Source organism: Vreelandella aquamarina (assembly GCF_900110265.1).
GTDB classification, from domain to species: Bacteria; Pseudomonadota; Gammaproteobacteria; order Pseudomonadales; family Halomonadaceae; genus Vreelandella; species Vreelandella aquamarina.
On the sequence record NZ_FODB01000002.1, the window covers coordinates 69,361 to 92,160 of the forward strand.

General features: G+C 56.3%; 22 protein-coding genes. 4 read left to right on the plus strand and 18 right to left on the minus strand.

From position 1 onward, the window contains the following. Positions 1 to 8 precede the first annotated feature (8 nt). Complete coding sequence (locus tag BMY49_RS01010) at positions 9 to 2,696, plus strand: ATP-binding protein (protein WP_089674562.1); 2,688 nt, start codon at positions 9 to 11, stop codon at positions 2,694 to 2,696. A 22-nt stretch (positions 2,697 to 2,718) separates the two neighbouring features. Here BMY49_RS01010 and acpS read toward each other — a convergent pair whose 3' ends face one another. The 12 genes from acpS to rpoE all read right to left on the minus strand — a co-directional run bounded on the left by acpS (position 2,719) and on the right by rpoE (position 13,713). Then, on the minus strand, positions 2,719 to 3,096 hold the full coding sequence (gene acpS, locus BMY49_RS01015) for a holo-ACP synthase (RefSeq protein WP_089674577.1): 378 nt from the start codon (positions 3,094 to 3,096) through the stop codon (positions 2,719 to 2,721). A gap of 1 nt (position 3,097) precedes the next feature. After that, positions 3,098 to 3,919: a pyridoxine 5'-phosphate synthase gene (pdxJ, locus tag BMY49_RS01020; RefSeq protein WP_044628372.1), complete on the minus strand. Its 822-nt coding sequence runs from the start codon at positions 3,917 to 3,919 to the stop codon at positions 3,098 to 3,100. Positions 3,920 to 3,982: 63 nt separating this feature from the next. Continuing rightward, positions 3,983 to 4,675 carry a DNA repair protein RecO gene (gene recO, locus BMY49_RS01025; protein WP_074210493.1) on the minus strand — a complete coding sequence of 231 codons (693 nt, stop codon included), beginning with the start codon at positions 4,673 to 4,675 and terminating at the stop codon, positions 3,983 to 3,985. 8 nt (positions 4,676 to 4,683) lie between these two features. Continuing rightward, positions 4,684 to 5,583, minus strand: a complete 900-nt coding sequence (era, locus tag BMY49_RS01030) for a GTPase Era (protein ID WP_089674564.1) — start codon at positions 5,581 to 5,583, stop codon at positions 4,684 to 4,686. After that, positions 5,580 to 6,272, minus strand: coding sequence for a ribonuclease III (gene rnc / locus BMY49_RS01035; RefSeq protein WP_058578050.1), 693 nt, complete (start codon positions 6,270 to 6,272; stop codon positions 5,580 to 5,582). The genes era and rnc overlap by 4 nt, the downstream gene beginning before the upstream one ends. 64 nt (positions 6,273 to 6,336) lie before the next feature. Beyond that, positions 6,337 to 7,140, minus strand: a complete 804-nt coding sequence (gene lepB, locus BMY49_RS01040) for a signal peptidase I (RefSeq protein ID WP_058578049.1) — start codon at positions 7,138 to 7,140, stop codon at positions 6,337 to 6,339. A 15-nt stretch (positions 7,141 to 7,155) separates the two neighbouring features. Continuing rightward, positions 7,156 to 8,973: a translation elongation factor 4 gene (lepA, locus tag BMY49_RS01045; RefSeq protein ID WP_044628377.1), complete on the minus strand. Its 1,818-nt coding sequence runs from the start codon at positions 8,971 to 8,973 to the stop codon at positions 7,156 to 7,158. Between the two features lie 188 nt (positions 8,974 to 9,161). Next, complete coding sequence (locus tag BMY49_RS01050; protein ID WP_089674567.1) at positions 9,162 to 10,568, minus strand: DegQ family serine endoprotease; 1,407 nt, start codon at positions 10,566 to 10,568, stop codon at positions 9,162 to 9,164. Between the two features lie 66 nt (positions 10,569 to 10,634). Then, positions 10,635 to 11,090, minus strand: a complete 456-nt coding sequence (locus BMY49_RS01055; protein ID WP_044628379.1) for a SoxR reducing system RseC family protein — start codon at positions 11,088 to 11,090, stop codon at positions 10,635 to 10,637. 2 nt (positions 11,091 to 11,092) lie between these two features. Next, a complete protein-coding gene (locus BMY49_RS01060; RefSeq protein ID WP_244154875.1) occupies positions 11,093 to 11,995 on the minus strand; it encodes a MucB/RseB C-terminal domain-containing protein in 903 nt (300 codons plus the stop codon). A 111-nt stretch (positions 11,996 to 12,106) separates the two neighbouring features. Then, the gene (locus BMY49_RS01065) at positions 12,107 to 12,841 is read right to left on the minus strand and encodes a sigma-E factor negative regulatory protein (protein WP_054640820.1); all 735 of its coding nucleotides are present in this window, start codon (positions 12,839 to 12,841) and stop codon (positions 12,107 to 12,109) included. A 272-nt stretch (positions 12,842 to 13,113) separates the two neighbouring features. Further along, positions 13,114 to 13,713, minus strand: coding sequence for an RNA polymerase sigma factor RpoE (gene rpoE / locus BMY49_RS01070; protein ID WP_089674571.1), 600 nt, complete (start codon positions 13,711 to 13,713; stop codon positions 13,114 to 13,116). 361 nt (positions 13,714 to 14,074) lie between these two features. Between rpoE and BMY49_RS01075 the strand changes: the two genes are divergently transcribed. After that, the gene (locus BMY49_RS01075) at positions 14,075 to 15,148 is read left to right on the plus strand and encodes a 3-deoxy-7-phosphoheptulonate synthase (RefSeq protein ID WP_044628383.1); all 1,074 of its coding nucleotides are present in this window, start codon (positions 14,075 to 14,077) and stop codon (positions 15,146 to 15,148) included. 81 nt (positions 15,149 to 15,229) lie between these two features. Here the strand turns inward: BMY49_RS01075 and dinG are convergent, their stop codons facing one another. Together dinG and rhlB are read right to left on the minus strand one after the other, a co-directional pair. Then, positions 15,230 to 17,359 carry an ATP-dependent DNA helicase DinG gene (gene dinG, locus BMY49_RS01080; protein ID WP_089674573.1) on the minus strand — a complete coding sequence of 710 codons (2,130 nt, stop codon included), beginning with the start codon at positions 17,357 to 17,359 and terminating at the stop codon, positions 15,230 to 15,232. Positions 17,360 to 17,364: 5 nt separating this feature from the next. Then, a complete protein-coding gene (gene rhlB / locus BMY49_RS01085; protein ID WP_044628385.1) occupies positions 17,365 to 18,639 on the minus strand; it encodes an ATP-dependent RNA helicase RhlB in 1,275 nt (424 codons plus the stop codon). A gap of 145 nt (positions 18,640 to 18,784) precedes the next feature. Between rhlB and BMY49_RS01090 the strand changes: the two genes are divergently transcribed. Both BMY49_RS01090 and xthA read left to right on the plus strand, forming a co-directional pair. After that, the gene (locus BMY49_RS01090) at positions 18,785 to 19,033 is read left to right on the plus strand and encodes a hypothetical protein (RefSeq protein ID WP_044628386.1); all 249 of its coding nucleotides are present in this window, start codon (positions 18,785 to 18,787) and stop codon (positions 19,031 to 19,033) included. Continuing rightward, positions 19,033 to 19,866 carry an exodeoxyribonuclease III gene (xthA, locus tag BMY49_RS01095; protein WP_054644951.1) on the plus strand — a complete coding sequence of 278 codons (834 nt, stop codon included), beginning with the start codon at positions 19,033 to 19,035 and terminating at the stop codon, positions 19,864 to 19,866. The genes BMY49_RS01090 and xthA overlap by 1 nt, the downstream gene beginning before the upstream one ends. Before the next feature lie 76 nt (positions 19,867 to 19,942). On the opposite strand, the gene BMY49_RS01100 is transcribed toward xthA, so the two are convergent. From BMY49_RS01100 to BMY49_RS01115, 4 genes are read right to left on the minus strand one after another with little or no spacing between them, the layout of a single operon-like run. Further along, positions 19,943 to 21,067 carry a hypothetical protein gene (locus BMY49_RS01100; RefSeq protein WP_338061329.1) on the minus strand — a complete coding sequence of 375 codons (1,125 nt, stop codon included), beginning with the start codon at positions 21,065 to 21,067 and terminating at the stop codon, positions 19,943 to 19,945. A 40-nt stretch (positions 21,068 to 21,107) separates the two neighbouring features. Next, positions 21,108 to 21,860 carry an energy transducer TonB gene (locus BMY49_RS01105; protein ID WP_074210489.1) on the minus strand — a complete coding sequence of 251 codons (753 nt, stop codon included), beginning with the start codon at positions 21,858 to 21,860 and terminating at the stop codon, positions 21,108 to 21,110. Further along, positions 21,857 to 22,264 (minus strand): ExbD/TolR family protein, encoded by a 408-nt coding sequence (locus BMY49_RS01110; RefSeq protein ID WP_044628390.1) that lies wholly within the window; start codon positions 22,262 to 22,264, stop codon positions 21,857 to 21,859. The genes BMY49_RS01105 and BMY49_RS01110 overlap by 4 nt, the downstream gene beginning before the upstream one ends. Beyond that, the gene (locus BMY49_RS01115; RefSeq protein ID WP_044628391.1) at positions 22,257 to 22,799 is read right to left on the minus strand and encodes a MotA/TolQ/ExbB proton channel family protein; all 543 of its coding nucleotides are present in this window, start codon (positions 22,797 to 22,799) and stop codon (positions 22,257 to 22,259) included. Before BMY49_RS01115 ends, BMY49_RS01110 begins: the two co-directional genes overlap by 8 nt. Position 22,800 lies beyond the last annotated feature (1 nt).

The following is a 22,800-nucleotide window of genomic DNA, read 5'->3' on the forward strand; positions in this document are numbered from 1 at the left end:
CTTCTTTCATGTCATTAAACACGCGTCTGCTGTTTGCTCTGCTTGGTTTCCCACTGTTGGTCTACGCCGTTATGGCAATATTGCTTGTTATCCAGAGCGACCTGGGAGGACGCGACGAGCTTAAAGAGCGCTTAATCAGCGCTGGTGAGTTGATGGCTCCCAGCTTAGGCGATGCCATGGCCGACGGGGATTTACAGCGCCTTGAAAAGCTCGCTAGGCAGCTGTTGGAGCATCGCGGGCTGCGAGCCGTGACGCTGTTTGATGAACAGGGCAACCGTCTGCTGGTGCTAGGTAGCTCTATGCCACCGCCTAGACTGGATGCGCCAATGGCAACGGCCATCACCATGGAAGAGGACGCCTGGCGGCTGCGGGTGCCGCTGGGCAGCAGCGACACCCTGCGCATGACGAACGGGTGGTTAGAGGCTGAGATGGATACCCGCACCCTAACGCTTGAGCGCTATAAGCTTATTGCAAGCCTGAGCCTTGGCGGTATGTTGCTGGGGTTACTGCTATTTTTAATCGCATTTGCCATTAGCCGCTATGCTACCCGTCCAATCGAAGAGGCTAACCAGGCACTTTATCGCCTGTCGCGTGGCGACTACAGCTTGCTAATATCATCGGCCAAGCCCACCGAGCTAAAGCAGCTGGCCGATCATATCAACCGTTTAGCCGAACATTTTCAGCAAGCCCAGCGGGATATGCAGAGCCAGATTGAGCAGGCCACCAGTGAGCTGCAGGAGTCGATGGAAACCATCGAAGAGCAGAATATCAAGCTAGACCTTGCTCACCGCAGCGCGCTGCGCGCCAATGCTGTTAAATCCGAATTTCTGGCCAATATGAGCCACGAGATCCGCACACCGCTCAACGGCATTATTGGTTTTTGCCGCTTGCTGGGCCGTTCATCCCTCGACACCCGGCAAGAAGAGTGGCTGGAGCACGTTCGCCGCGCCTGCGATAACCTACTGATGCTGGTGAATGATGTCTTGGACTTCTCCAAACTGGAAGCCGACCGGCTGACTCTGGAAGAGGTCGATGTCGATATTGTTGCCCTGGTTGACGAAATTATTGGCTTGCACGCCCCTGAAGCACAGCGCAAGCAGCTGCACTTGGTCGCCATGGTATACGACGATGTGCCGACTCCCTTATGCGGCGACCCGTTACGCATTCATCAAGTGTTGAACAACCTGCTAGGCAACGCACTAAAATTTACCAACGAAGGCGAGATCATCATCCGCGTTATGCTGGATAGCCAAGAGGGCCAGCATGTCGTACTGCATATTAGTGTGAGCGATACCGGCATTGGTTTAAGCGACGAGCACCAGCAGCAGCTCTTCAGCGCGTTTTCACAAGCCGAACCCAGTCACTCCCGTCAGTTCGGCGGCAGCGGTTTGGGGCTTACCATCTGCCGCCAGCTGATTCAGCGCATGGGGGGTGAAATCTCAGTTGAGAGCGAGCTGGGTAAGGGGTCGACTTTCTCCTTCACTCTGCCTCTTATGGCACACCAGGCGGCCGAGCGCCCGCCGGAGCTGACGCTGGATAACCCCACTATTCGCCTTCACGAAACGCACCCGCCCACTCGCCATGTGCTAGAGCATTTACTAGTACGCTGGGGCGCGCGCCCAGTCTCGTTTATTAATGCCGGCAATGAATCGCTGCTGATGCTATGTCTGGCGCAGAGTGACTTTGAAGGGGATCGCAAAGCGTACTGGCAGTCTGTGATTGCGCAAACTCCCTGCCCGGTCATTATTCTGGCGAATACTACTAGCTTTGACCTACCCACGTGGGAATTTCCCTACGGCAGCGAAATGCTGTGCAAACCGTTTACTCGGACGCAGCTTGTGACCACCCTGCGTCAGTTGCTGCAACTGCAACCACTCCCCCTTGCCAGTGAAGCAGTCAGCAAACCGCCGCTTGCCCCTCGCCTAACAATTTTGATTGTCGACGATAACTCGTCAAACCGTGAACTGTTAAAAGCGATGCTGGAGAGCGATACGCTACACATTGTGCTAGCAGAAAGCGGCCAAGAAGCACTGGAGTTTGCGCGCCACCAAATTGCCGATATGGTATTGATGGATATCCGCATGCCGGGGATGGACGGCATACAGGCCACACAAGCGCTGCGGCGTATCAATAATAGCTGGGCGCGCTGCCCTATTATTGCCGTGACGGCCCATGTACTGAGCACTGAACGGCAGCAGTGGCTGGCCGAAGGGCTGGATGATGTGCTGATCAAACCCATCGACGATGCCCAGCTACAACAGCTGTTGCAGCGCTTTTTAGGAATTGCACCACGAAAAGCAGCCCCTACTGAAGCAGCTTCCACTCGTCAGTCACAGGTTCCCACCGCTCCCCCTAGCTCGCTGCCAGCGGTCGATTTGATGCTAGGAGCACGCTTGGCAGGAGGCAGGGAGACCTTAGCCAAGCAGCAACTGGTACGGCTCATTGACAGCCTGCCGGAGAGCGAGCAGCAGATACGCGACGCCTTTCAGGCAGGCGATCTAACGGCGCTACTGGACTGGGTGCATGGACTAAACGGAGCCAGCCGCTACTGCGGCGCACCAGAACTAGCCCTGTTGGTGGAAACCCTAGAAACGCGCCTGCGTACCAGTGGCCTACGCCATGTAGAGGCACTGCTTGACGAGCTATACGTCGCCATGACGCGCCTTAGCCAAGAGCGAGCTTCGCTGGTGAACTAACTGCCCCATCGGGGGCAGCTGGTTAGTTCTCTAACACCACAAAGGCGACGGCGTAGTCGGCTTCATCACTCAGCGTAATATGCGCGGCGGTCGCCCCGCTGGCGGTGAACCGCCGCTGCGCTTCACCGCTCAGTTTAAGGCTGGGCTTCCCCAGGGCATCATTGAGTACCTGAATATCGCCCCACTGCATCCCCTGGCGAAGCCCAAGGCCCAGGGCTTTCACAAAAGCCTCTTTCGCCGCAAAGCGCTTGGCAAGATAGGCGACTGCTTGTCCCTTCTCCTGCCACACCGCCTGTTCGTCGGGCCCTAAGATACGCTGAGCAAAGCGCGGGCCGTGACGCGTCACGGCCTGGCGAAAACGCTCAACTCGGGCAATGTCCGAGCCAATTCCCACAATCATGTTAATGGCCGCAGCAGTGGTGACTGTCGCCGTGATCGTGGTCATGTTCGTGCTCGTGGGCATCAAGCGCAGCCATTAAGCCCGCTTCTTGCCCGGCAATGATTAGTCGTTTCATCTCTTGCACGGCTTCTTTCAAGCCGACAAACAGCGCACGGGCAATGATCGCGTGGCCAATGTTCAGTTCATTAACACCGGGTAGCGCCGCAATGGCTTCCACATTGTGGTAGTGCAACCCGTGACCAGCATTGACCACCAAGCCCAGAGATACGGCGTGTACCGCCGCCGCGCTGAGGCGGTCATACTCGGCGTTGGCCTCGGCACTCCCCGGTTTTGCCTCTGCATAGGCTCCGGTGTGTAACTCGATGGTAGGCGCGCCTGCGCGCTTGGCCGCATCAATTTGTGCTTCATCCGGGTCGATAAACAGCGATACATCGCAGCCAATCGCAGCGAGACGCTGGCAAGCACTGGCGATATGATCGAAACCGCCGACGATATCCAACCCGCCCTCGGTGGTCAGCTCTTCGCGCTTCTCGGGCACCAAGCACACATGGGCCGGGCGCACTTCTTCTGCCAGCGCCAGCATCTCTTCGGTGACCGCCATTTCAAGATTCATGCGCGTATTGAGCACCTCCGCCAGCAGGCGCACGTCACGAGGCTGAATATGGCGGCGGTCTTCGCGTAGGTGGACGGTAATCCCATCGGCTCCAGCTTCTTCCGCCAACAGCGCTGCCTGAACCGGATCAGGGTAACGAGTGCCACGGGCCTGACGCAGCGTGGCAATATGGTCGATGTTAACGCCGAGTAATATCCGTGGGGGATGCATAGCGGGTCTCCAATCAATAAGCAGCGATAGGTCGTTATCGCGATCAATAGTAACGGTGGTTCACTAACGATGACGGCGGCGGGCTAAATCTAGCATCAGCTCGCGAGAACGTAATGCCGTTGGGCCAAGATGGGGGGCCAACGCTGCCCGCATGACCGCTTTCAGAGCGCTCGCTAAGCCCGTAGGCTGCCAGTCGCCTTGCTCTATGTAGCGTAAGGTGCGACCTTCAATACCCTGTTCCGCTGCCACAAAAGCACGGCTGTCAGCATCAAAGCGATAGCGTTGGTGCGGGTCCAGCGCTCCGCCTTCAAGGGTACAAAAACGCGGCGTGGCCTCAAGCACCTCCAATAGCGCCCACTCATAGCGTCTAAGCGCCAAGCCCCTCTCCGCAGGTACCGGCAGCGCATCTAGCAAAGCACTATAAAAAGCAAAGACATCGGTGGCGGCCAGTTCAAGCGGGAGTAAGCGAGTAGCAATTTCATTGGCGTAGAGACCACACAGCAGGCCTTCGCCTGCCAGCAGCGCGGTGTGACCTCGCGATTCCATCAACGTTAACCGTTTTAACTCTCGCTCTCCCCGCCATGACACAAATAGCGGGGTGAACGGCTGCAGCCGCTGGCGAGATTTAGAACCGGGCCGCTGGCCGCCGTGGGCAACCGCCCGGATGCGGCCATGGTTGAGCGTTAATAAGTCGACCAGCGCGCTGGTTTCACGATATGCCCGACGGTGCAGCAGAAACGCAGGCTCGGCGGTCATGGCGGTGCTCAATCGAGATCGTAACCCAGGCTCTTCAGTGCCCGCTCGTCATCCGACCAGCCGCGCTTCACCTTCACCCACATATTCAGCATGACCTTAGTACCCAGCGCACGCTCCATATCCAGGCGCGCTTCACGGCCAATACTCTTGATCCGGTCGCCGTTCTCGCCGATCAAAATCACTTTCTGACCTTGGCGCTCCACCAAAATCAGCGCACTGATGTGCGTGACGCGCTCGGTCTCGCGGAACTCTTCGATCTCGACCGTCATCTGGTAAGGCAGTTCGTCACCTAGCTGGCGCATGACTTTCTCACGCACCAGTTCGGCCGCCATAAAGCGCAGGCTCTTGTCGGTGATTTGATCTTCTGGGAAGAAGTGGATGCTCTCCGGCAAGTGCTTGGCGACTTCCTCCTCCAGGGTCTCTACCTGAGTGCCGTGCTTGGCGGAGATGGGCACAACGGCAGCAAACTCACGGCGTGCGCCTACCTCGGCCAGCCAAGGCAGCAGGTCGGCTTTATCCTGGAGACGATCGACCTTATTGACCGCTAGAATTACCGGCGCTTTCACATGCTCTAAACGCTTTAATACGGCCTGGTCTTCGTCGGTCCAGCGAGTGCGGTCGATGATGAACACCACGCAGTCCACATCGCGAAGCGCCTGGGTCGCCGCCTGGTTCATGAAGCGGTTGATGGCCTTGTTGCGATCTTTGGACATGATGTGCATGCCCGGCGTGTCGACGTAGATAAACTGCGTCTCTTCAACGGTTTTAATGCCCATCACTTGGTGGCGGGTGGTTTGTGGCCGCCGCGAGGTAATCGAAATTTTCTGCCCCAGAATCCGATTCATGAGGGTTGATTTGCCTACGTTGGGACGGCCAACGATGGCCACGAATCCGCAGGTTAGGCTCATGATTTGTCTCCAGGGGGTTGTTCGAGATAGGACAGTGCTTCTGCCGCAGCCTGCTGTTCAGCGTGGCGGCGGCTGGGGCCTTTACCAGTGGTATGCTCGCTTAGTAGCTCGATGTAGCACTCCACGGTAAAGGTCTGGGCATGCGCCTCTCCCTTTACAGAGACCACTTCATAGCGCGGCAGCGCCGCTTGGCGCGACTGCAAAAACTCTTGTAAGCGTGTTTTAGGGTCTTTTTGGGTATCTTGCAGCGAAATATTTTCTAGACGCTCGGCATACCACGCCAGCACGCGCTCGCGTACCGCATCCATACCGGCATCCAGGTAAATCGCGCCTATCACGGCTTCCACGGCGTCTGCGAGAATTGACTCACGGCGGTGGCCGCCACTCTTCATCTCACCGGAGCCTAAACGTAAACACTCACCGAACGCCATTTCCCGCGCCAGTTCGGCGAGGGTTTGGCCTTTTACCAAGCGGGCACGCAGGCGGGAAAGCTGTCCTTCCCGCGCCTGGGGAAAGCGCTGAAACAACGCTTCGGCAATCACGAAATTGACGATAGAGTCACCTAGAAATTCCAGGCGCTCATTGTTACGACCACCGTAGCTGCGATGGGTCATGGCCAGTTCCAAAAGCGTTGGGTCGCCAAAGGTATGGCCGATTCGTCGGCAAAAAGCGGTTAAGGAATTACTCACAGTGCTCCTACGTCATTGACGTTAACTAAGATAACCACACTAACGGTTTGTAAATTATGCTGCTTCATTCAATACGCCGTACGCTGGTGAAGCTGGGCAGGCCGCCATCCCAGTGCATCCAAACAGCAAACGCGCGGCCCACAATGTTATCTTCGGGCACAAAGCCCCAGTAGCGGCTGTCATTGGAATGGTCGCGGTTATCCCCCATAGTGAAGTAGTGGCCTTCAGGCACGACGACTTCGCTCATTTGCGGGCCTGGGTCACGGGGGTTGTTATAAATAAAGTGGCTGACTTCGCCTAACTGCTCTTCCAGCAGTAGCTGTTGGGGAGAGAGCTCCGGGCCCTCTTCAATCAGTACTTTGGTAACCGGCTCGCCGTTGATATAGAGCTGCTTGCCCTCATAGCGAATACGGTCGCCGGGCAGGCCCACCACGCGCTTAATAAAGTTCACCGATGGTTCTTCGGGGAAGCGGAACACCATCACATCGCCCCGCTCAGGGTCGTCTACCTCCAAAAAGCGGTTATGGACAACAGGCAGCCGAAGCCCATAGGCAAATTTATTCACTAGAATAAAGTCACCGATTTCCAGGGTAGGCTTCATGGAACCAGAGGGAATCTGAAACGGCTCTACGATAAAGCTACGCACCACCAACACGACGAGTAGCACCGGAAAAAACGAACGCGCGTAATCGACTGGCCACGGTTCTTTTAGGAGCTTTTCCCGAGTTGGCGCATCCAGGCCTTCCATGGTGGCCGTTTCAGCTTTGGCCACACGCTCACGGCGCTTTGGCCGAAGCACCAGCACATCCAGCAGATAAATGGCTCCAGAGAGTGCAACGGCGAGTACCAGTAATAGTGAAAAATCCATGTGGGGTTCGTATCCCTAGTCGTTTACCTTGAGCACAGCAAGGAAGGCATCTTGGGGAATTTCAACACGCCCCACCTGTTTCATCCGTTTCTTACCGGCTTTCTGTTTCTCTAGCAGCTTTTTCTTACGGCTGACGTCGCCGCCGTAACACTTAGCCGTGACGTTTTTACGTAGAGCCTTCACCGTAGAACGAGCAACCACCTGACCACCAATCGCTGCCTGAATCGCTACGTCAAACATCTGACGCGGAATCAGCTCTTTCATCTTTTCCACCAGCAAACGGCCGCGGGAGTGAGCATGGTCGCGGTGGATAATGACCGCCAGGGCGTCGACTTTATCACCGTTAATCAATACATCGAGACGCACCAGTTTCGCCGCTTCAAAGCGCTCGAAGTTGTACTCTAGCGAGGCATAACCGCGAGAGATGGATTTTAAACGGTCAAAGAAGTCCATGACCACTTCCGACATGGGCAGCTCATAGGTCAGCTGAATCTGGTTACCTAAAAACTGCATGTCCAACTGGGTGCCACGACGCTGCTCGCACTCGGCGATGACGTTACCTACAAACTCCTGAGGTACCAGAATGCTGGCACGCACGATGGGCTCGCGCATCTGCTCTACATCGGCCATATCAGGCAGCTTGGAGGGGTTGGAGACGTACTGGATGTCGCCGTTCTTCATGGCGAGTTCATAGACAACCGTTGGCGCGGTGGTCAGCAGATCCAGATCGTACTCACGCTCCAAGCGCTCTTGGATGATCTCCATATGCAGCGTGCCGAGGAAGCCTACGCGGAAACCAAAGCCCAGTGCATCGGAGTTTTCCGGCTCGTACTCAAGAGAAGCATCGTTAAGGGCGAGTTTTTCCAGGGCATCGCGGAAATCTTCATAATCGTCCGCACTCACTGGGAACATACCAGCGTAAACCTGCGGCTTCACTTTCTGGAAACCTGGCAGACGCGGCACGTCTGGGGTCTTGGTGTGGGTGATGGTATCGCCCACGGGTGCCCCATGAATCTCTTTGATACCGGCCACGATAAAGCCGACTTCACCGGCACGGAGGATATTGGTCTCTTTGCGCAGCGGGGTAAAAATACCCACTTCCGTGGCGTTCCAGTCGCGACCAGTCGACTTGATGCGAATTTTGTCGCCCTTACGCAGCGTGCCGTCAAACAGGCGCACCAGCGAGACAACGCCCAGGTAGTTATCGAACCAGGAGTCGACAATCAGCGCTTGGAGAGGTGCATCGGGGTCACCCTTGGGCGGCGGAATATCGCGCACTAGGCGCTCTAGCAGCGCGTCAATGCCGATACCGCTTTTCGCTGATACCTGGCAGGCATCGGTCGCATCTAAGCCGATAATCTCCTCTACTTCCTGGGCGACCCGGTCGGGGTCGGCCTGGGGCAGATCGATTTTGTTGAGTACCGGCAGGACTTCCAGCCCTTGCTCAATAGCGGTATAGCAGTTGGCCACCGATTGCGCTTCGACCCCTTGGGCGGCATCAACCACCAGCAGCGCCCCTTCACAGGCGTACAGCGAGCGCGAGACTTCATAGGAGAAATCAACGTGCCCTGGGGTATCGATAAAGTTGAGCTGGTAGACCTGTCCATCGGCAGCGGTATAGTCCAGCGTTACCGACTGCGCCTTAATAGTAATGCCCCGCTCACGCTCGATATCCATGGAGTCGAGCACTTGCTCCTTCAGCTCACGTTCCGTCAAACCGCCACAGGTTTGAATCAGACGATCAGAGAGCGTCGATTTACCGTGGTCGATATGCGCGATGATGGAGAAATTGCGAATATGCTTGAGCTTTCCGCTGGAAACGTCATGAGACATCGAGTGTGTTCTGCCTTATTGGTACGCAAGCGTGGGGGTGCGGCGCTAGGCCGAAGGGCAAAAAATCGAGGACCGCACCACTGCATTGCCAAAGTTCGTCAAAAGATAAGTGCTATTGTAGCGATATGCGGGGGATAGGAACAGCAGTCCGGCGAGAACCGCCGGACTGGAGTAAAGACAAGGAGGGGTTATTCGAGTCTTAATGCCACAAACAACGAACGACCATCACGGTATAGCCGCACAGGAATAGCACGGTCATTGGGCAGCTCTTCTACAATGCGCATTAGCTCGTCTGCCGACGCCACGCTGCGGTGATCAATACTCACCAGAATATCGCCAGCGCGCAGGCCCGCCTGGGCAGCCACACTATTAGGCTCTACCTGACTGACTACAACGCCGCCATTGATGTTCAGCCGCTCCCGCATTGCTTGATCCACTTCAGCAACTGCGACACCTAGGCGTACTTGGCTATCGCTATTGGCTGCCGATGTTGCTTCGTTCATATCGGGCCAGCTGCCCAGCTCTACCGTTTCTGAGACTTGCTCGCCATCACGCATTAGCGTTAGTTCGACATCATTGCCAGGTGCTACACGACCAATTAAGCGAGGCAGCGTGCTTGAACGGTCAACCTCTTCGCCATTCACTTCGATAATGACATCTCCCGCTTGCAGGCCACCCTGGGCCGCAGGGCCTTCTGGATCAAGGTCGGCGATCAGTGCGCCAATGGCTTTGCTCATGCCAAAAGACTCAGCCAGATCTTGAGATACCGGCTGGATCATGACACCCAGCCAACCACGATTAACGTGGCCATCTTCACGAAGCTGATCGGCGACATCCATAGCAACGTTAATCGGAATAGCGAACGAAAGCCCCATAAAGCCACCGCTGCGGGTAAAGATCTGCGAGTTAATACCCACGACCTCCCCCTGTAAATTAAACAGCGGTCCACCGGAGTTGCCAGGGTTAATCGCTACATCGGTTTGAATAAACGGTACGTAGGCATCACGGGGTAGCGTGCGGTTAATCGCGCTAACGATGCCTGCCGTCACCGAGTGATCAAACCCAAACGGTGAACCAATGGCAGCGACCCACTCGCCTACTTTCAGTTCGTCAGAGTCGCCAAGATTAAGCACTGGCAGATTGTTAGCATCAATTTTCAGGAGTGCCACATCAGTTTGAGTATCGCTACCGATCAGCTCAGCCGACAATTCGCGCCGGTCGTTCAAGCGCACCAGGATTTCGTCGGCATCCTGCACCACATGGGCGTTTGTCATGACATAGCCATCAGCGCTGATAATAAAGCCAGAGCCTAACGATTGGCGCTCCTCACTGCCTCCCCCGCTACTGCCTGGGGGTGTCGGAAAACTATCGCCAAAGAAGTGACGGAAGATTTCAGGGATTTCCTGGCCGCCAAACCCTTGAATGGCCGGGCTACGCTGAACCGTTCGACTGGTGGAGATATTCACAACGCCCGGTGCAGCATCTTCCACCAATTCGGTGAAATCGGGCAGCGTTTGCGCATAGGCGTTCTGGCCTATAAAAAACATCGCGACTAAGCATAGCCATAGTGTCGAGGGAAGAACCAAGCGCTTCATGCAACAGCTCCTAGTAAAGCAGATACGAAACGAAGGGAGTGCAACTCTTAGCGAGCTACGGAACAACTAACTGACCAAGCGCGGCCGGAAGCGTTCCATCCGCCCACGCATTAGATATTTAAGGACAATAACACCGCATATCAATGCACTAAAGAAAAGCGCTGCGCTTAACCATTCATTAATGCCTAGCAGCGAGGCGCCTCCAGAGACTAACAACGCCGCCAAGAGTGGCAACGCGTAAACCAGAAGCGCTAAATAGCTGATATCGTGTTTAGGTAGTGCAATGGTAACTTGGCTACCAAGAGGGTAAGCAGACGCACCGCTAGCGACGCGCGCCTTAGGATACACAGTGATGTGCTGCTGTTGGCGCCGCGCTAACAGCCCCATACCACAACCACGCCCTTCAGCACACTGCTGGCAGGCAGCGTTAAGCGACACATCAACGGTCAATCCATCACCCGTATAGCCAACGACGATACCCGTTCTTAAAAGCGATGCGCAGGCGGCATAAGGGGTAGACATGGCTATGGCTCAATACGAACAGATTGCACAATACGCTGCAGCATATCCGAAGGAAGCTCCCCAATGGCTATCAATTGCCAGCGTTGATCACCCTCAGACACCAGCGCCACTGCTGCTGTTGAAACACCTAGCGGGTGAACGCCTTCTTTCAACACGCTCTGCTCAATAGGGTTAACGAAAAGGCTGACTGCGGCCAACCCATCGCTATATACCCGCTGGTTGCTGACAGGCTGCCCTGGATCTTGCGGCTGAGCAACAAACCCCTCTGGCAACCACTGTGCGTGCCAAGAGTGATCGGCTTGTTCGGCGCTCACGTCATCGGCGACGCCGCCATCATAAAGTTTAGGAGAGTGAAGCTGGGTAATTTGAAAGGTTTCCAGCACACGTTCTTGCCGGTCACTCATAACATGCTTAAGTAACAGCCCGGTCTCTTTATCAACCCACCATGCATGATAGTAGCGCTGCTGATCCCGGGGTGAAAAACGCAGTTGCACTGCATCGCGCCCTGCTACTCGGGCATCTTCTTGAAGGGAAATATCGTAATAGGAAGCCACATGTTGCGCCCAAGCTTCAGAGGCTTTTAAGCCACTGTTCACTTCTGGCGTAAAGCGCGCCATATAGCCAGCAATAGAGCGTCGCTCGATACTTACCGATGGCCCATCAAGATGTTGTACGACCTGCTGGCGAACACCATCACGAATGCGGTGGGAAAGTGCAAGCGTACGTACACCCAAGGCATCGATAGCGACTGCCCGGGCCTGAAAGTCATAACAGTGGCCCGCAACCAGTGCTAACTCAAGCCATGCTTGCGTGGTTGCTGGTGTTTGCTGTTCAGCAACCTCGGCACAGGAGAGCACCGTAGGGGTATCAGCAGTAACAAACGAGGAATGCAGGCTGGCACTCAACAGGCTTAACGTTAATGCAAGCCGGCCTCCCCATAAAGCACATCTGGCAGTCACCATACCAATCTATCAGCCCCTTACTCAGCGATCACGTTGTCCGGCGACCCGCCTTGCTTAACGCTGACCCAGTGGTTCTGTCACTGCTGAGCGCATCAGCGGCATCCAGCTGTCACCACCGCCCGTTGCAGCACCCTGCGCATGTTGCTCTAGGTAGGACTGAAGCATGCGCAATTGATCAACATCAATCGTCGTCGCTTGCTGTGCCATCATGCCTTGCGGAGCAACGGGGGCAGAAAACCCAGCTTCGCTAATATTCATTAAGCCGCTGTTGCCCGACTGACCATTAATGCGAAATGGTGTAGGTTCAAACATAGGCATGTCAGAAGCCGTCATAGCGGCAGGTTGTGATGCTGCCAAATTTACCGGCTGCACCTGAGCTCCAGCGCTATTCTGCGAAGCCACTGTATTACTCGCGGGCTGAGCACCACCGGTAGAAGCGTTACCATTAAAGAATTGAACGCCCGTAATGACCATCAACGACACCGCAGCAGCGACACCGGCACCACGAGCAAACGATATTCCACCTGCCCGTACAGGTGAGGCTGCGCTATCGCCACCCATAACAGGCGCTGGTTCTTCACGCAGGCGAGCCATAATGCCAGCAGAAAGGTCTACGCTAACGTCCACCCCACGCTCACGCTGCATCATACTGCGCGCTAAGTGATAGCGACGCCACGTTTCTGCCGCGTCGGCATCATCGGGCAGAGATTTCAACACCCGGCGCAATTCAAGCTCGTCACTCTCACTGTCCATTAATGCTGAAAGTGATTCCCGTGTGCTTTGACTCATACTTCACACCCTCACACTGTGTTAGAAGAAGCTCAGCGGCCACACGGCTAGCGCGTGCTTTAACCGCAAAACCTCGCAGGCCAAGACCCTATTACAAATTACCGTTTGCATAATGCTAATCACTGACAGACAGATAGCATTACGGTAGCTGTCGGCGGCTCAACTCGTTAAAGCTAGATAACCTGTATGACGCCTCACTTGCCAGACAGTTCACAAAAAAAGCAAAAACGTAAATGACTGTGACCAAAGCACTACTTTGATTAGTCAGCGGCTTAGTCATCGCGGCTGTTACGCGCCGTAGTGACTAGCGGACGAATATGCTCATCAACCGCTTCCCGAGCGCGAAAAATTCGCGAGCGGACGGTGCCCACCGGACACTGCATCACTTGGGCAATATCCTCGTAGGCTAAGCCGTCCAGCTCACGCAGCATAATAGCGGTGCGTAAATCATCTGGCAGTTTCTCAATCGCTTCATATACCGCCGCCTCAAGTTGATCCCGAGCAATAGATGCTTCTGGCGACTCTGAGTCCGCCAAGCGACCGCTCTGATCAAGAATTTCAGCGTCGACAATATCTAAATCGCTACCTGGCGGCCGACGTCCACGAGATACCAAGTGGTTTTTCGCCGTGTTAATCGCAATGCGATACATCCAGGTGTAAAACGCGCTCTCTGCGCGAAATTTACCCAGCGCACGGTACGCCTTGATAAAAGCTTCCTGCGCTACGTCCTGCACTTCTGCATGGTCGTGGACGTAGCGTCCAATCAAGCCAATGATTTTATGCTGATATTTTTTCACCAGCAGATCAAAAGCGCGTGTATCGCCTTTCTGAGCACGTTCAACCAGCTGTTGGTCTGTTTCACGAGTGCCCATTCACACGCTCCTTCTGCTCGAACGTTTTACGTCGAGCTTTGTGTCTTTTTCGTCCTGTAAGCCGGACCTTCACAGCAAGCAGCATAGCGTCCCTTGGGCATAAGTTAATCATCATGGAGGAAATTAACAGGCAAAGCTCCACCTGCCCCCTTGGTTATGTTGCACGCGTTGAATTGCTAAACACCAATATCGTCTAGTGTTACGCGTTCTTAGCAGCGCATCAAGCGCTTGCCCCCTCTAGTTAAAACCCTGAGGCTGACATTTTTCCTTAATGCAAAGTTCCGTAACAATTGATTTTTACCACCGTGACGCGCCATAGTAGTGGCCACTTTTAGCCCATCGCGAACGCACAGGTAGCAAGATGTCAGATCAACAGGTTAGTAACCTTAACGTCCTTGCACAGGATGTTCTTACCACCCCAGAAGCACTGAAAAACGCTATCCCCTTAACGGAAAGCGCCGAGCGTTCGGTTATCGAAGGCCGTCAGACCATCCAAAACATTCTAGATGGCAAAGATCCGCGTTTGCTCGTGGTCGTTGGCCCCTGCTCTATTCACGACGTTGAAGCAGCGCTTGATTATGCCCGCCGCCTGCGCACTCTGGCTGATCAAGTGAGCGACAGCCTCTATATCGTGATGCGTGTCTATTTCGAAAAGCCGCGGACGACCGTGGGCTGGAAAGGGTTAATTAACGACCCGCACCTGAACGACTCTTTCGAAATTGACGAAGGCCTGCACATTGCCCGCAAACTGCTGGTCGATTTAGCCGAAATGGGTCTGCCGCTAGCTACTGAAGCGCTTGACCCCATCTCTCCGCAGTACCTGCAGGACTGCATTAGTTGGTCAGCCATTGGTGCCCGCACCACCGAGTCACAGACTCACCGTGAAATGGCCTCCGGCCTCTCCTGCCCGGTTGGCTTTAAAAACGGCACCGATGGTAGTCTGGATGTGGCGATTAACGCACTGCAATCTGTCGCTAACCCGCACAACTTCCTGGGCATCAACCAGGCAGGCCAAGTGGCGATTATCCGCACCCGCGGCAACGCCTATGGCCACGTGGTCCTGCGCGGCGGCAATGGTAAGCCCAACTATGATAGCGTGAGTGTTGCCCTGGCAGAGAAAGAGCTTAAAAAATCTAATCTCTCTGCCAACATCATGATCGACTGCTCACACGCAAACTCGAATAAAGATGCCGCGCTGCAGCCACTGGTACTGGAAAACGTGACCAACCAGATTCTCGAAGGCAATACCTCGATTATCGGCCTGATGGTGGAATCCAACATTGGCTGGGGCAATCAAAAAGTGCCTGCAGACTTAAGCCAGCTGCAGTACGGCGTATCGATCACCGATGCCTGCATCGACTGGGACACCACAGTGGAAACGTTCACCCGTATGAACGAGAAACTAGCATCGGTACTGGCGAAACGCATCGCGTAACGAGCCACCGCTCTCAAAAACGTCCCGCTGAGCGCTGCTTAGCGGGCGTTTTTTATTGCCAGAACCTAACGCCCCTATCACCTATGCCTGTATATCGCGCCTGAAAGGCGGCAACGCATCTAATAGCGCCTGGCCATAGCGGCGCGTAATCACCCGCCGATCCAGCAGCGTAATGACTCCCCGATCGTTCTCTTTACGGATTAAACGACCACACGCCTGCACCAGTTTAATCGAAGCATCCGGTACGCTAATGCGCATAAACGGGTTACCGCCCTGGCTCTCGATCCATTCGGCAAGCGTTGCCCCAACAGGGTCATCCGGCACCGCAAACGGCAGCCGGGTAATCACCACGTGGGTGAGATAATCCCCCGGCAAATCGATACCCTCGGCAAAGCTAGCTAAGCCGAAAATCACGCTGCCCTTACCGCTATCCACCGCCGCTCTGTGTCGCTCGATGAGTTCTCGTTTGGGCAGCGCGTCTTGCGCCAAGATGCGCTCTTTTGCCGCAGCAGGCAGAGCCTTTTCCACCGCACGTAGCTGAGCGCGAGAGGAAAACAGCACCAGTACCGCCTCCTCCTCACCTAGCTGCGACACAAAGCGCACAATGGCGTTCTCATGGGCATCCCGGTCACTGGGGTCCGTTGCCTCTGCGGGCACCCGCAGAACCGCATTGGCGTAATCAAACGGGCTAGGAAGCGCCTGATAACGGTAGCGGTTAGCTAAACCAGCCCGCTCCTGCAGGCGCTCAAAACGGCCAAGCGCCGTGAGCGTTGCCGAAGTGACAACCGCCCCGTGGCAGCGCCCCCATAGGTGCTTGGCAAGCGTGTGCGCTGCAGAAACCGGGCTTGCTGAGAACTCAATCTCTGGTTCGCCCGCCACACGACTGAGCGTTATCCACCGTGCGCTGGGTGGCGCATTGGCGGCATCCTGTTCACTAAACGCTTGCCACAGCGCATGAGCCTCCAGGGCGCGACCATGGAGCAACGCTATTAGAGGCAGCCACGTTTCCGCCTGGTCACGGTCCAGGCCGGTCTGTTTATCCGGGTCCAGGCTTTCGCGCAGAATATCGCTAATGCTTTCTAGACTTCTCGACAGGGTGGCAAACATGACTAGCAGCTGCTGCGCCTGTTCGCGCAGCGCCTCGGGCACTTGGCCTTTTTCAAAACGCTGCTGATGGGTCGCCTCTTCATCTGCCAGACCATTTTCACGCCCTGCCAGCTGATGCCCCATGCTAAACACGTCACCCAGCGCAGGCTCCAAGCTATGCAGCAGCTCAGGCAGCCCTGCCAGTAAGCGAGCAATGGTGGGCTGTACCGCCAGGCCCTGGTTCAAATCCGTCAAACTACTTTTCAGGGTTTTTAGCCAGCGCAGACAGCCGTGCACCGCAAAGCGGTGGGCGAAATGGGACAGCGCCTTATCCGGCAGGTGGTGACCTTCATCGAAAATAAAGATGCAGTCGGCAGGATCTGGCAGAATCGCACCACCCCCAAGGGCAAGATCCGCCAGCACGAGGTCGTGGTTAGCAACGATAACATCCGCATTTTCCAACTCTCGACGAGAGCGGAAAAAGGCGCAGGCACCAAAATGCCCGCAACGGCGACCGGTGCACTGGCGATGATCCACCGTCAGCTGACGCCAGTGGCTGTCTTCGATAGACACCGGCCAGGTATCGCGATCGCCTTCCCACTCGCCTTTACCGTAGGCCTCCGCCATATCGGTGGCCAGTACGTTAAAGTCGCTGCTATCAGCTTGAAGGGATTGCTCGAACAGCGAAAGGGTTGGGTTGGGCTCACTACCCTCCAGCGCTTGATCCAGCCGCGCCACGCAGACGTAACGGCCGCGACCTTTCGCTAGCGCATAGCGAAAGGCAACACCGCTATGGCTAGCCAGCGACGGCAGGTCTTGATTCAACACTTGCTCTTGAAGGGCAACGGTGGCCGTGGAGACAATGAGCCGTTTGCCTTGTGCCTTGGCTATAGGCAGCCCCGCAATGAGATAAGCCAGCGTCTTGCCCGTGCCGGTACCGGCTTCCAGCACGCAAACGTGGCTATCGCTAACGCGCTTTCCCTCGCTGTCGCACTCGATATCACCTAGGGTGCGGGCGATTTCAGCAATCATTAAGCGCTGCCCGTAGCGTGGTGTCAGCCCTAGCTTTTCCACCACGTTACGGTAGGCTTGCTGAATATCGTTTTTAAGCGCGTTATCCAGCATGCCCGTTACAGCATGCCTTCCGGCGGATGTTCGCAGGGCAGCTTACCGTTAATGTAGCGCTCAATCTCTGGCAGTGAGAAGGCGTCTTCTTCACCAACAAAGCTGATGGAGACCCCTTTGGCGCCCGCGCGGCCAGTACGGCCAATACGGTGGACGTAATCTTCAGGGTCTTCTGGCAGCGTGTAGTTGATAACGTGACTGACGTCTTCAATATGGATACCGCGACCCGCGACATCGGTGGCGACCAGCACCTGAATCTCTCCCTCGCGGAAGCTTTCCAGCGTTTTAATACGCTGGTTTTGAGGCACATCGCCGGACAGCATAGCCGCGCTGACACCCGCTTTTTTCAGCAGATCGTCAAGCTTGCGCACCAAATCACGGCGGTTACCGAAGACCATGACGCGCTCAAAGCTCTCCTGCTCCAGTAGCTTCACCAGCAGCCGCTGCTTATCGTCATCGGAGACAAGATAGACACGCTGGTCGATATCCGCCTGATTCTCAACGGTCACTTCGATCTCGACATGCGCCGGATCAAGCGTCCATTGGCTCGCCAGATTGAGAATATCGTCGGTGAAAGTGGCCGAGAACAGGAACGTTTGGCGCTCCTCTTTTTTCGGCGTGTAGCGAACAATGCGCTTCACGTCGGGGATGAACCCCATGGAGAGCATACGATCCGCTTCGTCGAGCACCAGCACTTCGGTTTCAGAGAGGTCGATATCACGCTTCTGATGGAAGTCCAGCAGGCGTCCAGGCGTGGCGACCAGGATATCGATCTTCTTGCTCAGGCTATCGCGCTGTTTTTGATAATCCATGCCGCCGACGACACTGGCGACATTAAGCTGAGTAAAGCGCGCAAGCGCCTTGGCGTCTTTCTCGATTTGCAGCGCCAGCTCACGGGTCGGCGCGATGATCAGCGCGCGGGGAGCCCCCGGCTTTTGGCCCTCCGGTGTGGGCTCTTCGAGAAAATAGGCCAACACGGAGATCAAAAAGGCGGCGGTTTTCCCGGTGCCCGTTTGCGCTTTACCGACAATATCGCCACCTAACAGCGTGTGGCGCAGTGCTTCCGCCTGAATGGGCGTGCAGTACTCAAACCCTTGGGCATGAATAGCGCGCATTAGAGGCAGCGGCAGATCAAAGTCATGGAAGCGCCACTTGCCGGCAACGGCGGGCACCTGAAACTGACGAAGATCCCAGTTCGACTGACGACGACGCGGTTTCCGACGACGACGTTTAGGCTTGCGGTTCTGGGCCGATGCTGTGGTCTGTTCCGACTCGCTCATAGGCTGTGTATCTGTCCATTGCTGTGGAGGTTAGGCATCACGAAGTGCGCATTGTACCAGGGGTTGGCGATAAGAGCGCGCCCTGCTGTCGAAGGAGCACGCTTGCCTGTTAGAATGAGGCATACATTAACCCAAGGAGCGCGACATGACGCGTAAGAAAAAGACTCGTTCATTAGCGGATAAAGTGACTATCCGCACTGGTCGCCGCAAAGATTATAAAAAGTGGCGCCATGAGAACCCTGAGCAGGTGACCTCATCGCGCCGCTTTGTGGCTAAAAAGCAGCAGCAGCGCAAACTACAAGCCGTGCGTAAACTAGCGCGCCAGCAAAGCGGTCAGCCGATTGCGATTCACCCTGACAAAGGGGGCGACAACTCATCAGGAGACCCTTCGTAATGCGTTTGGTGTCGTTTAATATCAATGGCATTCGGGCACGGCTACATCAGCTTCAAGCGCTGATCGACACTCAACAACCTGATGTCATTGGCCTACAAGAAACCAAAGTGCAGGATAGTGAATTCCCCGTGGCTGACGTAGAAGCCATGGGCTATCACGTCTTCTATTATGGCCAGAAAGGGCATTACGGCGTTGCGTTACTGTGCCGCCAACAGCCGCAGGCGGTGTTTTACGGCTTTCCTGATGATGAAGAGGATGCGCAGCGCCGCATGATTGGCGTCAAGCTTCTCGCCGACGATGGCGAAGCGGTCACTGTGTGGAACGGCTACTTTCCGCAAGGCGAGAGCATTGATCACCCCACCAAGTTTCCGCACAAAGCACGCTTTTATCAACAGCTCGCACACCTGCTTAATACCCAGCATGCTCCTGAAGAGCGGCTGGCGGTCATGGGTGATTTTAATATCTCACCGGAAGACCAGGATATAGGCATTGGCGAAGCCAACCGTAAACGCTGGCTACGCGAAGGTAAAACCAGCTTCCAGCCCATTGAGCGTGAGTGGCTGGAAGGCATTAAAGCGTGGGGGCTTAGCGACAGCTACCGGCTGTGCCACCCTAATAACAGCGAGTGGTTCAGTTGGTTTGACTACCGTTCTAAAGGGTTTGATCGAGAGCCAAAGCGCGGCCTGCGTATCGACTACATTCTCGTTTCAAAGCCTTTGGCCGAGTGCGTGACAGGCGCAGGCATCGATTACCCGCTACGCGGTATGGAGCGCCCCTCCGACCACGCCCCAACCTGGAGCGACTTTACATTAACGCTCCCTGTTACTCAGTAGTATGTGAAGCAATTAGCAAGAAAATTCAGTAACAAGAAAACAGCCTGCCCCTTGTTTAGCGAAGGGGCTTTTCTTATCAACGAAAATTGGCCAGCCACTCTTCCGCTTGGGTATCCCCAAGATTAGCAGCGGTTGTAAGCGCCACCTCTGCTTGCTCATTTCTCCCCCACCCATAAGCAAGTTGACCCAGCAGGCGCCAGTCATCGGCTGATTGCGTTACTTCAGCGAGCGCTTGCCAAGCGCCCAAGGCATTATCAATATGTTTCGCCTGCTGCCAGGCCGTCGCTCGCAAGCGCAACGTCTCTTCGTTGCTAGGAAGCTCGCCTGTCTCAAGCGCTGCCTCTAAATGCTCCGCGGCACGAGCGGGGGTCCCGCCTGCTAGATGAAGCTGGATAAGAGTAAGGCGCTCATCTGGGGTCGAGAGCTTGCCTAACTGCCACGCCGCCTCCCAGACGGCGGCTGCTACGCCCAACTGGCCTGCCTGCTGGGCAAGCCCGGCTGCCTGACGCCATGCATCGGCTTCGCTCTCAGCGTTTAAGCCCTTCAACAGCCAACTTAGCGCCTGCTCATTCTCTCCTGTGTGCCGTAGCACAACATTCGTGAGCGTTTGTTGTTCAGCGCTGAGATCCCCTTGCTCTAGCAGCGGCACCAGCCACTCTAACGCAGCCTCCCAGCGCTCCTCTTCGGCCAGCATTCGCACCAACAGCCACGCCGTTTCTGCGTAACGCTCATTGCCCGAGGACTCTGACAACCACTGTTCGAACAGAGCAATGGCCTCATCACGCTCTCCGGCTGCACGGCGCAGCAACGCCTCATCGCGCAGCCAGCGGCGTACCTGGCTATCGGGAACGCTCGGGCGTTGGCGAGCGCTGGCCAATTCATCGGCGGCCGCAAGGTTTTCCCCCCGGCGCACAAGGGCGCTTGCCGCTAACTGGTGATAAAGCGCGCTGGCCCACTGGTCGGCCCGGTTACCGCCAGCCAGCCGCTCAGACTGGGAACGCGCATGGCTAATAATACGGCTTAACACCTCTGGATCTGCCGAACCGCTTGCTTGGCTTGCTAACTGGCTTTGCAACCCGTTCAGGTCTTGAATAATGTCACCGGGCAGCGGCTCATTGGCCACGGCAGTAGCGCTCATAGCGCTCAGTAACATGATGGCGACCCAACGCTGCATCCCCTTCCCCCGGCTAATATCGTTCACTGGCCTGCTTGGCGATTTTTCTCTACGAGACATGTCACCGCTACCTTAACTGGAACTCAATACGCTGGGTGGCGCGACGTAGCTGCTGGCTGGGTTCGAACTGCCAACGCGCAATCGCTTCGCGGGCGGCGTCTTCGAAGACCCGACGAGGCTGGGCATTGGTCACCCGAATAGAGCTACCGTCGACACTACCGTTACGCTGAATGACGAACTCCACCTCCACAAACCCCTCCATGCCACGACGCTGAGCACGGGGTGGATACGACGGGTTAACGCGATTCGTCGGCGCCACCTGCCCAACGCTCACCGGTTCATTGGAGGGCGCAGGCTCAGCGGCCGGTGCTGCGTCGCGCTGGGCAGCGGCGGGCTCAGGGGATGGCGCTGCCGTTTCTGCTGGCTCGGGCGAGGGTTCCGGCGCAGGTTCAGGAGCTGGCTGTGGTTGCGGTGTGGGTTCGGGCTGAGCCTCGGTCAGCTCGGGCAGCTCGCTTTCTAACTCGACGGGCTCTACCGGCGCGTCAGGCAGCTCTACCTCGGGCAACGCAATCGTACTGGTGGCCACTGGTGCAGGCGCGGGAGTCGGCATGGGCGGAGGCGCGGGTGCTGCTTGCGCAGGCGCGGGAGGCGGTGCCTCCTGTTCGGGCGCCACCTCCGGTGCTTCCACCATGGTCATGGACATCGTCATAATGGGCTCATCGACTTGCTGTTCAGGTGGTGCCACCAGCAGCGCCAGCATCCAGAAGAGTCCAACGGCCAGGGCAATACCGCCTAGCATCGACAACGCATGACGCATCATGGCGCGCTCCGGCTCGCTGCCACGGCGACCTGCTCGACCCCTGCCTGCTGGAGACGATCCATAACCTCAATCAGCACACCCGTGGTGGACTCTCGATCGGCTTGAATAACCACCGACCCTTCACCACTGAGCATTCCGGCCACCTGCTGGCCAACACGATGTAGATCTACCGGCTGGCCATCTACCCATACCGCTCCTTCCGGCGTGACAGCAATCAGCACCTGAGCATCGGGGCGGGGTGTGGCCGCCGACGCTTCGGGGCGGTCAATCTCCACCCCGCTCTCCTTGATAAAGCTGGTCGTGACGATAAAGAAGATCAGCATAATGAACACCACATCCAGCATCGGCGTTAAGTTCACCTCATTGCTGTCGTCGGCAGCCTCTATAGAACGGCGTCTACGCATCACTCTCCTCCAAGGCACGCGCTAAGCGGTCATGCAAACGCTGGTCTTCGCGACGGATAACGTGCTCTAAACGGCTAATAAACAGCATACCCACGACCGCAATGGCCATTCCCGTTAAGGTAGGCAGCGTTGCCCGGGCAACGCCATCGGCCATGGCCCTGGCTTGGTGGGTATCACTCATCGAAAGGCTATCAAAAACGGCGATCATACCGGTGACGGTGCCCAACAGCCCCAATAGCGGACAGAGCACCACCAGCAGTTTGATCCAGGGCAGTGGGCGGCGAAGCTTGGCTACCAAGGCCGCACTCCATACATGACGTAGCGTACGCGCACTCCAACTGCGGTGGTCGCTTCGGGCTGCCCAGCGACGAACCAGTTCATGGCGCGCGCGCCGCCAACTGATACGGTAGTACCACCAGCGCTCAATCGCCATGGCGAACACCACCACCGCCACCAGCGCAAGCACGACTAGCACAGCGCCGCCCGCCTCTAACAGCCGCTCTACTGGCTCTAGCCAAAGGGGTAAGGTCGGCATG

Bases quoted from the DNA above. Each gene is read 5' to 3' on its own strand.
- xthA (WP_054644951.1), top strand. From the start codon at position 19,033: ATGCGTTTGGTGTCGTTTAATATCAATGGCATTCGGGCACGGCTACAT.
- lepA (WP_044628377.1), bottom strand. From the start codon at position 8,973: ATGTCTCATGACGTTTCCAGCGGAAAGCTCAAGCATATTCGCAATTTC.
- lepB (WP_058578049.1), bottom strand. From the start codon at position 7,140: ATGGATTTTTCACTATTACTGGTACTCGCCGTTGCACTCTCTGGAGCC.
- BMY49_RS01010 (WP_089674562.1), top strand. From the start codon at position 9: ATGTCATTAAACACGCGTCTGCTGTTTGCTCTGCTTGGTTTCCCACTG.
- BMY49_RS01075 (WP_044628383.1), top strand. From the start codon at position 14,075: ATGTCAGATCAACAGGTTAGTAACCTTAACGTCCTTGCACAGGATGTT.
- BMY49_RS01105 (WP_074210489.1), bottom strand. From the start codon at position 21,860: ATGATGCGTCATGCGTTGTCGATGCTAGGCGGTATTGCCCTGGCCGTT.
- acpS (WP_089674577.1), bottom strand. From the start codon at position 3,096: ATGATTGTGGGAATTGGCTCGGACATTGCCCGAGTTGAGCGTTTTCGC.
- BMY49_RS01110 (WP_044628390.1), bottom strand. From the start codon at position 22,264: ATGCGTAGACGCCGTTCTATAGAGGCTGCCGACGACAGCAATGAGGTG.
- recO (WP_074210493.1), bottom strand. From the start codon at position 4,675: ATGACCGCCGAGCCTGCGTTTCTGCTGCACCGTCGGGCATATCGTGAA.
- BMY49_RS01050 (WP_089674567.1), bottom strand. From the start codon at position 10,568: ATGAAGCGCTTGGTTCTTCCCTCGACACTATGGCTATGCTTAGTCGCG.
- BMY49_RS01055 (WP_044628379.1), bottom strand. From the start codon at position 11,090: ATGTCTACCCCTTATGCCGCCTGCGCATCGCTTTTAAGAACGGGTATC.
- BMY49_RS01065 (WP_054640820.1), bottom strand. From the start codon at position 12,841: ATGAGTCAAAGCACACGGGAATCACTTTCAGCATTAATGGACAGTGAG.
- rpoE (WP_089674571.1), bottom strand. From the start codon at position 13,713: ATGGGCACTCGTGAAACAGACCAACAGCTGGTTGAACGTGCTCAGAAA.
- BMY49_RS01115 (WP_044628391.1), bottom strand. From the start codon at position 22,799: ATGCCGACCTTACCCCTTTGGCTAGAGCCAGTAGAGCGGCTGTTAGAG.
- dinG (WP_089674573.1), bottom strand. From the start codon at position 17,359: ATGCTGGATAACGCGCTTAAAAACGATATTCAGCAAGCCTACCGTAAC.
- BMY49_RS01090 (WP_044628386.1), top strand. From the start codon at position 18,785: ATGACGCGTAAGAAAAAGACTCGTTCATTAGCGGATAAAGTGACTATC.
- era (WP_089674564.1), bottom strand. From the start codon at position 5,583: ATGAGCCTAACCTGCGGATTCGTGGCCATCGTTGGCCGTCCCAACGTA.
- rhlB (WP_044628385.1), bottom strand. From the start codon at position 18,639: ATGAGCGAGTCGGAACAGACCACAGCATCGGCCCAGAACCGCAAGCCT.
- pdxJ (WP_044628372.1), bottom strand. From the start codon at position 3,919: ATGCATCCCCCACGGATATTACTCGGCGTTAACATCGACCATATTGCC.